The following is a 12,911-nucleotide window of genomic DNA, read 5'->3' as shown; positions in this document are numbered from 1 at the left end:
GAATCCGACCTCGAAGAGGCGCCGGAGCATCGACGGCTTGCGCAATGTCATCCGACCGCTCCCGCCGGCCGGGTCAGCGGCGTGCGGGCGGCGAGGCCGGCACCGCTGTCGCCGTTGACGACGTCCCGCTCGACCGCGCCGTCCACCAACTCGATCGTGCGGCGCGCGGTGCTCGCGGCCAACTGCACATCGTGGGTCACCAACAAGATGGTCTGACCTTCGCCGTGCAGGTCCAGCAGCAGCCGGCGCACGTCCTCGGCCGAACTCGAGTCCAACGCGCCGGTGGGCTCGTCGGCCAGCAGCAGCGCCGGCTTGTTCATCAGGGCCCTGGCCACCGCCACGCGCTGCCGCTGCCCGCCGGACAGCCGCTGCGGGTAGGCCTTGGCGTGCTGGTCGATGCCCAACGAGCCGAGCAGCTCGAGGGCCCGCCGCTTCGCTTCGCCCTTGCCCATCCCGGCCAGCTGCGCCGGAACCATGACGTTGTCCCACACGGTCAGGTCGTCGAGCAGATTGAAGAACTGGAAGATCATGCCGATCGAGGCCCGGCGGTACTTCGCCGACCCGGCCTCACCGAGCTGGTCGACGCGGGTGCCCTCGACGGTCACGGTGCCGCTGGAAGGCTTGTCCAGACCCGCGACCAGGTTCAGCAGCGTCGACTTGCCACTGCCGGAGTGGCCGAGGATCGCCACGCACTCACCGGACGCCACGGACAAGGTCACACCGGCCAGCGCGGGCGGGCCGTCGCCGTACTTCTTCGTCGTGTCGCGGAGGTCGATCATCGGTGCATTCGTCATGGCGGAGAACCTACGAACGCAGTGCCATCCCTCGCGTCGGCCGGTGGATGTCACCTTTCCCCAGGTCATCGGCCCGAGGGTGTATCGCGCGTACATCCCCGGGCCGACGCGGAGAGCCGACGCCACTGACTACGATCTTCGTATGGAAGAGCTTCTCCAGCGTCTCTCGACATCGAAGCGCGTGACCTGGCTGACGTCACAGGGCGTGGTGCTCGCCACCGCCTGCATCTACGCGCTGATGCTCGCCTTTTCGACGCCGGGCCCTGACGACGGCCTGTTCCGGTTTCCCGACCTCGGGGCCTACCAGACCATTGGTCTGTACGTCGTGCTCGCACTTCCGGTCCTGCTGGTGCGCCGCCTGCCGGCGACCGTCTTCGCGGCGATCCTGGGCGAGTCAGTCCTCGGCGACATCTTCGGCGCGCGGCCCATCATCGTGTTCGTTCTGCTCGTCGCCTTGAACGGGTACCTCGCCGCCCGGCGGCCGAAGGCTGCCGCCGTCGGCTCCGTCGCGGGCGTCGCGGCCGCGTTCGTCAACGACATCCACGTCCCCGGGCAGTACGTCGGTGACGCGGCCCAGTGGGCCGGTGGGTTCGCGTTGTGGTTCGCGGTCGCGTGGGTCTTCGGCGGGGTGTATCGCAAACGCCGCGAATACCTCGAGGCACTGCAGGAGCAGACCGCGGCCCGCATCGTCATGGCCGAGCGGCTGCGGATCGCCCGTGAACTGCACGACAGCGTCGCGCACAGCATCGGGATCATCACGGTGCTGTCGGGTGCGGCCGCGCGGGTCGTGGAGACCAAGCCCGAGCAGACGCGGCAGGCGCTGACCGGCATCGAGACCACCAGCCGGGAGACGCTGCTGGAGCTGCAGCGCATGCTCGGGGCACTACGCCGCGCCGAGCCGGACGACGCCATGCCTCAGGCCGCTCCGCTGGCGCCGGCCGGCAGCCTGGCCGACGTCCCCCAACTCGCCGAACGCACGGCCGGCGCCGGGGTTCGGGTCCACGTGACCTGGCAGGGCGAGCGGCGTCCACTGCCGCCGGAGATCGAGCTGTCGGCGTTCCGGATCATCCAGGAGTCGGTGACGAACGTGGTGCGCCATTCCGGGGCGCGGACCTGCCGGGTCGCGGTCGGTTACGAGCCGACAGGAGTGAGGATCGAGGTGGTGGACGACGGGGACGACGGTCTCGCCGGGCCGGGCCGTCCGAGGTTCGCGGCGGGGGCCGGCGGGAGCGGCTTCGGTCTGCTCGGCATGCGCGAGCGGGTGACGTTGCTGTCCGGCCAGTTCAGCGCGGGCCGGCGGCCGGAGGGCGGCTTCCGGGTGACGGCGAGCCTCCCGGCATGAGCGTGCGGGTGCTGCTGGCCGACGACCAGCCGCTGATGCTGGTCGCGCTCGCGATCCTGGTCGGCGACACCGACGACCTGGAGGTGGTCGGCGAGGCCGGCGACGGCCACGAGGCGGTACGCCTGGTACGTGAGCTGCGGCCGGACGTCGTGGTGATGGACATCCGGATGCCCGGCATGGACGGGATCGAGGCGAGCCGGCAGGCGACCGCCGAACCGGACCCGCCCAAGGTGCTGGTGCTGACGACCTTCGACGACGACGAGTACGTCTACGGCGCACTGCGCGCCGGGGCCAGCGGATTCCTGCTCAAGAGCATGGCCCTGAACGCGATCCTGGATGCGATCCGCGTGGTGGCGGCCGGCGACGCGTTGATCGCGCCGAGCGTGACCCGACGCCTGATCGCGGACTTCGCCGGAACGTCCGGCCCCACGGCCCCCGGCGACGCCGAGCCAGCCGGGGACTCGAGTGCCATCGCGGGGATCACCGACCGGGAGCGCGAAGTGCTGGCCCTGGTCGGGCGGGGACTGTCGAACGGCGAGATCGCCGAGCGGCTGGTGATCAGCGCGGCGACGGCGAAGACGCACGTCGCGCGCCTGTTCGCCAAGCTCGAAGCCCGGGACCGCGTCCACCTGGCGATCATCGCCTTCGAGACCGGACTCGTACCGCGTAGACGCTAGCCGAGCTGGATTCTTGCGGAGTGGGGGAGCGCAGGTGACAGTCGCCCACTCCGAGACTGCTGAAGGTCGGCTCGGCAGGACTTCCCAGCGTGCTGGAACGCTATCAGCGTCGCACGTCACGGCTGGCCGGTCAGATCTGTGTTGTTACTCGAGAAATGGCCGGGCGCGCGAGCGAACCCACGTGCTGCCCGACCGCAGCGACGACACGCTCGAGGCCTGGCTGCGCGCGCATCCCTGTAGGACATGTGGGACCGCCGCCCGAACGGCGTTCTGATCAGGGCGAAGGCCAGGCCGCCCAGACCTGTTGATTGATTACAACGACCGCTACAGGTGTGGTGCACGAAGTCCGCAGAGTTAAGCCGCATCACGCGCATGGTGCGGCGAGACTACGTCGGCTTCCGGTGTTCTCGTGTGGAAAAGGGGCGACGGCAGCGCTCTCCTGGCGCCGGATGCATCCGGCCTCGGCCCAGGGCGGCGTGGCCGGTTCGTGCGCTGTGGCCCGGTTGCATCGACCCGTGGGCTGCACCTTAGGCCGAGTGTTCTTCGTCGTGCGAAGGCATTGCCCAGGTGGTTACCGGTCCGCGCACGCTGACGGTGACCGGCGTGCCTGCCGCGATCGGAGCGGCTGCGGAGAGTCTGGCGATCAGGGCCTTCGGCAGGCGCTGGCCGTTCGCTGCGCTCACCTCCGGGTGCGGGCGAATCGTGAGCATCATGTCGTGGCCGAAGTAGTCGCAATGTTCGACGACTCCGTGCAGGTCCCCGGGTGTGCCTTCCTGGTCGGTCTGGCCACTTTCCGGTATGTGTACCGCGAGTTGTTCGGGGCGGATCAGCGCGATCGCGGGGCCTTCGGCTGGTGCCTGCTCGCGGGGGGTGAGCAGGCCGAGCGCGCCGGCGTCGGCGCCACGTGGGGTGAGCGCGACCGGCACGAGGTTGGCCTCGCCGACGAAGCGGGCGAGTTCGGGGTCCACGGGTGCGTCGTAGAGTTCCTGCGCGGTGGCGTGCTGGATGACCCTGCCGTCGCGTAGGACGGCGATGCGGTCGGCCATGGACAGGGCCTCGTCCTGGTCGTGGGTCACCAGGATCGCGGTGCAGCCGCTGGCGCGCAGGATGCCCAGGACGTCGGCGCGTACGGCGGAGCGCAGGGTGGCGTCGAGGGCTGAGAAGGGCTCGTCGAGCAGGACGAGGTCCGGGTTCGGGGCCAGGGCTCGGGCGAGGGCGACGCGTTGTTGCTGTCCGCCGGAGAGCTGGTGCGGGTAGCGCTCGGCCAGCGCTGTCAGGTCGGTGAGGGTGAGTAGTTCGTCGATGCGGCCGGTGCGGCGCTGGGCGCGGGCGAGGCCGAAGCCGATGTTGCCGCGTACGGTCAGGTGCGGGAAGAGTGCGCCGTCTTGCGGGACATAGCCTATGCGGCGCTTTTCCGGCGGAACGGCACGTCGTGCGTCGTCGACGATGTGGCCGTCGAGTTCGATACGTCCTTGGTCGGCGCGTTCGAATCCGGCGAGCAGGCGCAGCAGCGTGGTCTTGCCGCTGCCGGAGGGGCCGAGCACGGCGGTGAGCGCACCGGTTTCGATCGTCAGATCGATCCCTCTGAGCACCGGTGTGGAGCCGTACGCCTTGTGCAGGCTGTTGATGTTCACGACCGCGGTCTGGGGGCGCGTCTCGGTTGCGATCGCCATCGGGGTCACGCTCCTCGTTTCTTGTCGAACCAAAGACCCAGCAGAAAGCTCGGGACGACCGCGATCGCGACGATCGCGGTCGCGTAGGGTGCGGCGGCGGCGTAGGACTGGTCGTTCTGGTAGGCCCAGAACTGGGTGGCCAGGGTTTGGACTCCGGTGGGCAGCAACAGCAGCGTCGCGGTCAGTTCGGTGACCACGGACAGGAATACCAGGCAGAAGCCTGCGGCCAGTCCCGGCGCCATCAAGGGCAGTGTCACCCGAAGCAGGGCGACGGTCGGCCGCTTGCCGAGCGAGCGTGCCACCTCCTCCAGGCGGGCGGGGGCATGGGTGAGCGAGGAGCGGGCGCACACCAGCGCGAGTGGGCAGAACAGGATCGAGTAGCCGGCCACCATCAACAACGGGGTCTGGTACAGGGCGAAGGCGAATCTGACGCTGAAGAAGACCAGGGCCATCGCGATCACCAGGCCGGGCAGTCCCTGCACGCTCAGGGCCGCCGACTCCAGGGTGCGCGAGAGCCGGCTTGGATGGCGGTCGACGAACATGGCGACGGGCAGTGCGAGCAGGCTCGCGCCCAGGGCGGCGAGTAGCGCGTAGAGCAGCGTGGTCTCGGCCGCCGCCGGCACCGTGGCCAGGGCCGGGAGGGTGGTGGATCGTGGTTGGGTGAGCCAGTAGACCAGGGTGGAGATCGGCACGCCGAGCGAGAGCCCGGCCAGCAGCAGCAAACCGGCGGTGACCGGGACGGCGCGGGCGCCGAGGCGGTGGCGGTTCGGCGGACGCCGCGTCGCGCCGGTGCGTACCGCGCGCCCGCGGTGGTCGGTCGCGAAGTGCCGCGCCGCCAGCACGCCCAGCCCGAGCAGCACGAGGACCAGGGCGAGCGCGCTGGCGGCGGAGGAGGAGAACGCGCGGGTGAACTCGGTGTAGACCGTGGTGGTGAAGGTGTCGAAGCGCAGCACCTCGAAGGCGCCGTACTCGGCCAGCAGCGCCAGGCACACCACCAGGCACCCGCCGAGCAGGGCGGGGCGGATCTGGTGCAGCGTGACTTTCCGGAAGACCGCGACCGGCCCGAGGCCCAGTGAGCGCGCCGCCTCCTCCAGCCCCGGGTCGGAGGCGCGCAGCGATGCCGCGACCGGGAGGTAGACCAGAGGGTTGAGGCTCAGGGTCATCACCAGGACCGCCCCGCCGAGCCCGTGCAGCGAGGGCCAGATCGAGGACCAGGTGTAGCCGACGATGAAATCCGGGATCGCCAGCGGCAACACGATCAACGCCGACCACACACGGCGCAGCGGCAGATCGGTGCGCTCGGTGGCGAACGCGGCCGCGGTGCCGATCACCGCGCACGCCGCGGTCACGCACACGGCGAGCTCAACGGTGTTGACCAGCAGGTGTGCGGTCAGCGATCGGAAGAGCAGCCTCAGGAGCGGGGCCCAGCCCGCCTGCGCCGTCTGAACGCACAAGAACACCAGTGGCAGGAGCGCCAGCGCCGCCGCGGTCGCCGCGAGCGCGGATATCAGCGGGGGACGGCGGGCCCGGCGCGTGCGCACGGGCGGCGCCGCCTCGATCGCGCCGCCGCCCCAGGCGGTGTCAGCCTGCGAGCTCACAGCAGCTGCGCCTGCTGAAGCAGCGAGATCGCGGTCGATCCGTCGCCGAGCGCGTCGATCGAGACCGTGCCCGGGTGCAGGGTGGCGAGCGCGGGCAGTTCGCTGTTGGCCGCGATGCCGGGCAGCAGCGGGTATTCGAAGCTGTCGGAGTCGGCGATGATCTTCTGGGCCGTCGGCGAGGTGAGGAAGGTGATGAACGAGGCCGCGGCGTCCTTGTGCTTGCTGGAGGCGAGGGTCGCGATGCCGGAGACACTCACCACGTAGCCCGGGTCGCCGTTGGCGAAGAACGCGATGTGGGAGCCTGCCTTGGCGGTGCCGCCGTCGTCGGCGGCCTGCCGGTACCAGTAGTAGTTGTCGACGACACCGATCTGCACATGGCCGGCGTCGACGTCCTTGGCGACGGTCTCGTTGTCGGGCAGCAGGTAGCCGGCCGCGTTCGCCTTGATCCCGTTGAGCCACTCGGCCGCGCGCTGGGTGCCGTACTTCTCGGCGATCGCGGTGATCATCGGCTGCAGGTCGGTCTCACTCGGGGCGAAGGCGAGCTTGCCCTTCCACTGCGGATCGGCGAGCGAGAGCGCCGAGGCGGGCGTCTGCGCGGCCGTGACACCGTTGGCGACCACCATGCAGGTCACCCGGGCCGTGATGCCCACCCAGTCGCCCTTCGAAGAGTCGTAGCGGGACGGGATCGCGCTCAGCGCGCCGGTCGGTGCGGCGGCGAGCAGTCCCTTGTCCTGGAGTACTTCGAGGGCCGGGGAGTTCTCCGCGTAGAACAGGTCCGCCGGAGACTTCGAACCCTCCTGCTCGATCTGCTGGGAGAGGGTGCCCTCATCGTTGGAGCGGACCGTGATCCGTACCGCCGGATTCTGCTTCTCGAACGCGGCCACCAGCGCCTGGGTCGTCTGCTCGTGCTGGCCGCTGTACATCACGAGTGTGGTCACACCCGATTGCGCCGCGGCCGGAGCCGAACCGCCGAGAGCGCTGCACCCCGTGGAGGCGATGGCGAGGGCGAGGGCCGGAAGGGCGGCCGTGAGAAGGCGGTGACGAGGCATCGGCGGTTCCTGTCGGTCATGAATAATGAAGACCAGATGAATTAGGCGAGGCTTACCTTAGCACTGCGATCGTCGGGCTCGACGCGGGCTGCCACCGCAGCGATCGGCGCCGTGCGCAAGCCCACGACCATCCGCTCAGCAACGAGATCGACGGCCGCGGTGCCGGGTGCGAAGGCGGACAAGACCGCGCCGCGGTTGGCTTCTCGGGCTGTCTCAAGGTGCTCGTCAGGGTCTGCGAGGTAGGCGCCGAGGGCGGTGACTTGCTGTTCAAGCTGCGGGATGCGTCGTCTGAGCTGGACGACGTCGTCGAGTGAGCCCAAGCTCTGCCGAGCACCGATCCGGCGGACCGCACCCGGGGTCTGATACCCGGCAGGACGGTCAGCGCAAGTGCACGGAGACGAAGTCGCGACTGGCCGGCTGCAGGTACCGGTCGGCGGGCTGGGTGAAGTCCCAGAGCTTGCTCGGGTGGGGATCGCGGGCGTTACCGCTGTAGGTCATGAACGAGACCCACGCGGGGTTGATGTCGAGTTCCATCGCGTTGACGGCGCCGGCGGCTTTGAGCAGGTGGGCGAGAGTACTGACCGAGAGCGAGGGTCCGCTGACATAGACGATGTCGCCGGAGGCGGTGATCCCGACACCGGAGCGGGCGACGAAGAAGTTGTTGTTGATCGTGAAGCCCCACTGGCTGCCCGAGCCCGCGAACGAGCCGGCCTGGATGCTCCCGTGGTCGACCAGGAGGCTCAGATTCTGACGGACTGCGAGTACCTCGGGATTCATCGACAGGCCGCTGCCCCAAGCGCCGATCCGGAGCGAGCCGTCGCGGTAGAAGACCTCTGAAGCCTTGCCGGTCACGAGGCGTGCGGCGGTGACGCCGCTTGCGTAGTAGCCGCCCCGCGCGTCGTCGGGGTGGATCTTGAATCCTCCGTTCCATGTCGCGACCAACCCGTCGAGGGCCGCACCGGATACGGAGTCTGGAACGGGCCACCTCCCGCCGGGCTGTTGGAAGCCGGGTTGGAGCGTGAACGACAGCGACTTCTGGTTCATCCACACCGCATAGGCGAGAGCCGAGGTGTGTTGGGAGTCCGGGCGTAGCGCGGCCTCCTCGAGGACGGGGCCGCCAGTCGGGCCGTACTTCACCGGATGCCATACGCCCTCGCCGGGCAGCGGGTGTGCCGCCTGCGCCGGGATGTCCGTCGGCAGGTCGATCAGTGCCGAGGTGTCCGGATGCGGGGACGGGGACTGGCTGCCCAACAGGGCCTTCTGCTGGGCGGGGCTGAGCGCGCCGCCGGTGGGCGGCGGGGTGTACGTCGAGTCCTCCAGCCACGTCACCGCCCAGCTCAGGTGGTGGTCGCGTCCCCATTCGGCGATCCGTGCCGCCACGCTGTCGGTTCCCGGCGCGCTCAGGTACGGGTAGATCGTGACGCCGACGTACCCGGCCATCATCAGCACCACCGCGGCTGTGCCGCGCAACGCCCAGATGAGCGGCCTGCGAAGACGCGCCGGTATGAGGGTGCGTATCCGGCTCCGCCCTCGGCCGCGCGGTGCGACTCGCGAGCTGACGCTGCTCGGCGGGGAGTCCACGTCTTCGGGCATCGGTACCTCCTGGGTCGGCTTCCGCGGATGGGGCCGTCTCTTGAGAAGTGCGGCGGGCGATCGCGACGAGCCCTAACTTCTACAGTCGTGTAGTATTTCTACAGCGCTGTAGTAGTTCTGCGCCAGGCGGGCGACCGTCGAGGCGCGGCGGCGAACATTTACAAGCGTGTAGAATTAGCTCCGGCCGGGGACAGCCGGACCGCCCCTCCATAGGGCTGTCCCCGGTCGGCCCGCCAGGATCGGCCGCTCAACCCGAAGGACTCCACGGACATGCAGAGTTTCATCGCCCACTACGGCTACCTGGCGGTATTCGTCCTCATGCTCGCCGAGTCCGCCTGCATCCCGATCCCATCCGAACTGATCATGCTGTTCGGCGGCGCCTTAGCCTCCGGCGCGGTGGCGGGCGGGCACCTGAACCTCATCGGGGTGATCATCGCCGGAGTCGTCGGCAACGTCGCGGGCAGCTACCTGGCCTACTACGCCGGCAGCTACGGCGGACAGGCCGCGCTGCGCCGCTGGGGGCGCCGGATCCGCCTGCGCGAGCACGACCTGGACCGTGCGACCGTATGGTTCGAGAAGTACGGTCCGGCTGCCGTCGGCTTCGGCCGGTGCCTGCCGGTCATCCGTACCTTCATCTCGCTCCCGGCCGGCATCGCCCGGATGAACCCGCTCCGCTTCGGCGTCTACACGGTGGTCGGGTGCATCCCGTGGACGGCGGCCCTCGGCTGGGCCGGATACGCGGTCGGCAGCAGGTGGGATTCGATCGCCAACGACTTCCATGGCCCGACCTATGCGATAGCCGCCGTCGTGTGTGCCGCGGCGGCTATCGGTATCGCGCTCTTTCTTCGCGCTCGCCGCGCCCGGCCGAACGAGTCGGCCCCCGCGGAAACGGCTGAAGTGCGACGAGACTGAAGAACGGAGAGTCCGGAATGGAACCGATACACCGAGACAGATCCGCGCCGCAGAACGAGACGACGCGACGTGCCGCAGGCGCCTTGGAATCCGCCGTCATGGCAGTCCTGTGGGAGGCAGGAACGCCCCTGACCGCGGCCGAAGTGCGCGAACGGTTGGACATGCGTTTCCACACGGGGCCAGATGGACTGGCGATCTCGACGATTCTCACGATCCTGGGTCGGCTGCGCGAGAAGAACGTGCTCTCCCGTGAACGCCGAGGCCGTGCCTTCCGGTACGAACCGCTGGCCGACGAGGCCGGACTCGCTGCCCGGCGATTGACGGCCCTGCTCGACGCCGTCGCCGACCGCGGCGCGGTGCTCTCCCGCTTCGTCGAGGACCTTCCCGATCACGACGAACAGCTTCTGCGGGATCTGCTCGATCTGCGAACCCCGACTTCGTCTCCCGACCTCGGCTGAGGGCGATCCATGCGCGTGTTCGTCTACGTCACACTGGTGTTTCCGCTTGCGGCCCTGCCATTGGCGAGGCTGGCCACCGCCCGATTGCATCCGCGCCACGCGGCCTGGGTCCTCAGCGGCGCCGCGGTGGCTCTCGCGGGCACGAGCTGCGGCGCACTGGGCCTCCTGGTGATCGCGGCACTCGTTCGCGTTCCGGTGCTTGCCCGGCTCGCGCATCTGTCGAGAAGGGTCGTCGGAACCACCGACCCGACGTCGGGCTTGGTCGCGGTGTGCGCGGGGATCCTCTTCGGCGCCGCACTTCTGGGCACGATCGCGTTCGCCGTCGCCCGCATCCGCGCCCTGGCAGCGGCGTTCGGGCACGCCAGAGCTCTGCCTGGCCGACATGATCTCGTGATCACCGAAGACGATGCCGCGGACGCTTATACGGTTCCCGGGCGCCCGGGGCGGATCGTGGTCTCCACCGGGATGCTCGCCGCGCTCGACGAGCCTGGCCGACGGGCGCTGCTGGCCCACGAGCAGGCGCATTTGGGTGGTCGGCACTATGTCTTCGGCACTGCCGTGCGTCTGGCCGCGGCCGCCAACCCGCTCGTGCGTCCGTTGGCTGTCGCGGTCGACTTCGCGCTCGAGCGCTGGGCCGACGAGCATGCCGCCCGTGAGATCGGCGATCGTCGGCAGGTGGCCGCCGCCATCGCCGCGGCAGCGATCGCGACCAAGCGGACCAGGCCCAGCCGGAATCCATTGTTGGCGATGGGAGCCGTACTCAGCCGCACCGGCGACTTGCGACTCGATGGTGCCGGCCCGGTGCCTCGTCGGGTTGCGGCGCTGCTCAGCCCGACTCCGCGTTCCAGCGTGATCGCGCTCATCGCGGCTCTCGCTGTGATGGCCCTTGCCGCCTTCTGTGCGCTGGAAGCGGCGAACGACCTGCATGAACTGATCGCGCTTGCCCACATCGAACGGGCGCGAAGGTGAACGGGGCTCAGGTGGATTCTCGTAGGACCAGGTGACCGGCGCCGAAGGCAAGCCTGGTGAGGTCCAGGCCGAGGATGTGTCTGGCGGCGGCGCGGCCGTGAGCCTCCGCATCGATGTGGACGCTGGTGAGCGAGGGCTGGAAAAGGGCGCCGTGCTCGCCGGCGTCGAATCCGATCACCGCCACGTCCTCGGCGACGCGGAAGGCCCGCATCACTTCCTCGCCGGCTAAGCCGTTCGACGGGAGGGACAGGCGTATCAGAGGCTGGAGGCCCAAGAGCGCACCCGCCTCGGTGGAAAATCCAAGCCGGGCGTCGACAACGGGTGACGGCTTGTCTGGCAGCGCGAAGGCCCAGGGCGCCGATATCAATGCCCTTCATGTGGCATTGCTCGGCGGCCCGGGTCACGTGCCGCAGTTCCAGCCGTGCGTGCAGCGGCATCCGTGTGCTGCACGTCTTTCTTCGTGGTGGCGAGGTAGGTGACGGCGAGGGCGATGAGGAGGGTGAGTGCGGCGGTGACCGGTCCGTCGCCGAGGCCCATGCCGCTGAGGTTCTTCGGTTTGCCGAGGCCGTCGGCGATCGAGGCGCCGAGTGGTCGGGTGAGCACGTATGCCGACCAGAAGCAGAGCACTGGGTTGGCGTGTCGTGTTTTCCATGCGGTCAGGGGGATGAGGATGAGTCCGGCGAACAGTGCTGCGGAGGGCCAGTAGCCGAGTTTGAGGGTGACTGCGGTGAAGTCGCCGATGGCGGTGCCCATGGCGAAGGTCGCGACGACCGCGGCCCAGTAGAACGCTTCGCGGCGTGGGGTGTTGATGCTGTGGATGTCGAGGGTGTGCTCGGTGCGGCGCCAGGCGGTGAATACGGCTGCGAGTACGAGCGCGTAGAAGATGCTGGAGGCGGTATACGGCACGTGCAGGGCGACGTGCATCACGTCGGCGGCCATGGTGCCGAACACCCCGACCATGGCGACGCAGGTCCAGTAGGGCCAGGCCCGGTAGCGGGCCTGTTTGAACTGGATGATGAGTGCGGCGAGGAAGGCGAAGAAGCCGAGCACTACCGCGATCTGGGCTCCGAGCGAGGAGTTGACCAGTGCGTCCGATGCGCTCTCGCCCAGCGCGGTGGATAAGGCTTTGACGATCCAGAAGGCGAGCGCGACTTCGGGTACGCGCAGTGCGCCGCAGCCGGTGCCCTCGACCGCCGGCCCGGACGGCTGCCCGGCCGCTCGCCCGGTCGGCTGTGGCGGGCGCCACAGCGCCGGTCCGGCCACGTCCGCCTGCCGCCACTCGTCCCGGCTCACGCCTCAACCTCCGCATGATATCTACATAGTTGTAAATCTTATCGTGCGGGAAGACGCGCTATCGGCGGCTTCAGTTCCGCCGACGCGGGCCGTGCGATCGCGGAGGGTCCAGGCGCGGTTTTGCAGCCGACCGTGGAGGCCCGCGCAAGCTTAGTTGTACGTGAAGGCCCTATCTATGATCGCTCCGCGTGTTCAGCCTCTCCGCCAAGTGAACTGCCTAGGGAGGCATGAGCAATGACGCTTATCAGGCAACGTCGGCTGACATCTGTGGTGGTTGCGGTAGCCGCGTCCGTGGCCTCCGCAGGCATGAACTTGCACGTGTGCGACGGTCAGGGCCAGCCCAGCACCGTCGCGTCCTGCGTGAGCCCGGCCGTCACCGCGATCGCCGCGTTCTCCGACGTGATCGCGCTTCGCGCACTGAGCGCGGCACACGACCAGGGCTTGGCCGTCCCGGGAGACCTCGCCGGCGCTGACCTCCGTGCATACTGACGCCGAGGTATACGGGCGTCTCGCGGCCCGCAACCTGCTCGGGCTGGCCGCCGAGGGCCTGACG

The 12,911-nt window shown here is 69.3% G+C and carries 14 protein-coding genes; 6 read left to right on the top strand and 8 right to left on the bottom strand.

Translation table 11 applies throughout. The annotated features are described in order from the left end of the window. Positions 1-47: 47 nt before the first annotated feature. Positions 48-794: an ABC transporter ATP-binding protein gene (locus ACTRO_RS07580; protein WP_034262293.1), complete on the bottom strand. Its 747-nt coding sequence runs from the start codon at positions 792-794 to the stop codon at positions 48-50. Positions 795-936: 142 nt separating this feature from the next. Here ACTRO_RS07580 and ACTRO_RS07575 point away from each other — a divergent pair, with 142 nt between their 5' ends. Both ACTRO_RS07575 and ACTRO_RS07570 read left to right on the top strand, forming a co-directional pair. Next, entirely contained in the window at positions 937-2,136 is a 1,200-nt protein-coding gene (locus tag ACTRO_RS07575; RefSeq protein ID WP_211244151.1) for a sensor histidine kinase, read from the top strand. Continuing rightward, the gene (locus ACTRO_RS07570; protein ID WP_034262290.1) at positions 2,133-2,813 is read left to right on the top strand and encodes a response regulator; all 681 of its coding nucleotides are present in this window, start codon (positions 2,133-2,135) and stop codon (positions 2,811-2,813) included. The genes ACTRO_RS07575 and ACTRO_RS07570 overlap by 4 nt, the downstream gene beginning before the upstream one ends. 527 nt (positions 2,814-3,340) lie before the next feature. On the opposite strand, the gene ACTRO_RS07565 is transcribed toward ACTRO_RS07570, so the two are convergent. From ACTRO_RS07565 to ACTRO_RS07545, 5 genes are read right to left on the bottom strand one after another with little or no spacing between them, the layout of a single operon-like run. Then, complete coding sequence (locus ACTRO_RS07565; RefSeq protein WP_034262287.1) at positions 3,341-4,486, bottom strand: ABC transporter ATP-binding protein; 1,146 nt, start codon at positions 4,484-4,486, stop codon at positions 3,341-3,343. Between the two features lie 5 nt (positions 4,487-4,491). Then, a complete protein-coding gene (locus tag ACTRO_RS07560; RefSeq protein ID WP_051450469.1) occupies positions 4,492-6,084 on the bottom strand; it encodes an ABC transporter permease in 1,593 nt (530 codons plus the stop codon). Next, positions 6,081-7,133 carry an extracellular solute-binding protein gene (locus ACTRO_RS07555; protein WP_034262284.1) on the bottom strand — a complete coding sequence of 351 codons (1,053 nt, stop codon included), beginning with the start codon at positions 7,131-7,133 and terminating at the stop codon, positions 6,081-6,083. Before ACTRO_RS07555 ends, ACTRO_RS07560 begins: the two co-directional genes overlap by 4 nt. 41 nt (positions 7,134-7,174) lie before the next feature. After that, positions 7,175-7,453 (bottom strand): hypothetical protein, encoded by a 279-nt coding sequence (locus tag ACTRO_RS07550; protein WP_034262282.1) that lies wholly within the window; start codon positions 7,451-7,453, stop codon positions 7,175-7,177. Positions 7,454-7,511: 58 nt separating this feature from the next. Further along, complete coding sequence (locus tag ACTRO_RS07545) at positions 7,512-8,726, bottom strand: phosphodiester glycosidase family protein (RefSeq protein WP_084316058.1); 1,215 nt, start codon at positions 8,724-8,726, stop codon at positions 7,512-7,514. A gap of 270 nt (positions 8,727-8,996) precedes the next feature. Here ACTRO_RS07545 and ACTRO_RS07540 point away from each other — a divergent pair, with 270 nt between their 5' ends. Genes ACTRO_RS07540 through ACTRO_RS07530 form a run of 3 tightly spaced genes read left to right on the top strand, consistent with a single transcriptional unit; the run spans position 8,997 to position 11,065 of the window. Then, positions 8,997-9,638 (top strand): DedA family protein, encoded by a 642-nt coding sequence (locus ACTRO_RS07540; protein WP_034262277.1) that lies wholly within the window; start codon positions 8,997-8,999, stop codon positions 9,636-9,638. A 17-nt stretch (positions 9,639-9,655) separates the two neighbouring features. Beyond that, entirely contained in the window at positions 9,656-10,096 is a 441-nt protein-coding gene (locus ACTRO_RS07535) for a BlaI/MecI/CopY family transcriptional regulator (protein ID WP_051450468.1), read from the top strand. Between the two features lie 9 nt (positions 10,097-10,105). Then, positions 10,106-11,065, top strand: coding sequence for a M56 family metallopeptidase (locus ACTRO_RS07530; protein ID WP_034262274.1), 960 nt, complete (start codon positions 10,106-10,108; stop codon positions 11,063-11,065). A gap of 7 nt (positions 11,066-11,072) precedes the next feature. Here ACTRO_RS07530 and ACTRO_RS46985 read toward each other — a convergent pair whose 3' ends face one another. After that, on the bottom strand, positions 11,073-11,339 hold the full coding sequence (locus tag ACTRO_RS46985) for a substrate-binding domain-containing protein (RefSeq protein WP_211244150.1): 267 nt from the start codon (positions 11,337-11,339) through the stop codon (positions 11,073-11,075). 89 nt (positions 11,340-11,428) lie between these two features. Next, on the bottom strand, positions 11,429-12,358 hold the full coding sequence (locus ACTRO_RS07520; protein ID WP_063627938.1) for a COG4705 family protein: 930 nt from the start codon (positions 12,356-12,358) through the stop codon (positions 11,429-11,431). Positions 12,359-12,664: 306 nt separating this feature from the next. Here ACTRO_RS07520 and ACTRO_RS48775 point away from each other — a divergent pair, with 306 nt between their 5' ends. Then, positions 12,665-12,847, top strand: coding sequence for a substrate-binding domain-containing protein (locus tag ACTRO_RS48775; RefSeq protein ID WP_211244149.1), 183 nt, complete (start codon positions 12,665-12,667; stop codon positions 12,845-12,847). Positions 12,848-12,911: the final 64 nt, after the last annotated feature.

Origin of the sequence: Actinospica robiniae DSM 44927, from assembly GCF_000504285.1 — a bacterium.
Lineage (GTDB): Bacteria > Actinomycetota > Actinomycetes > Streptomycetales > Catenulisporaceae > Actinospica > Actinospica robiniae.
Note: the sequence above shows the minus strand (reverse complement) of the source record. Positions and strands in the feature narration are given on the sequence as shown.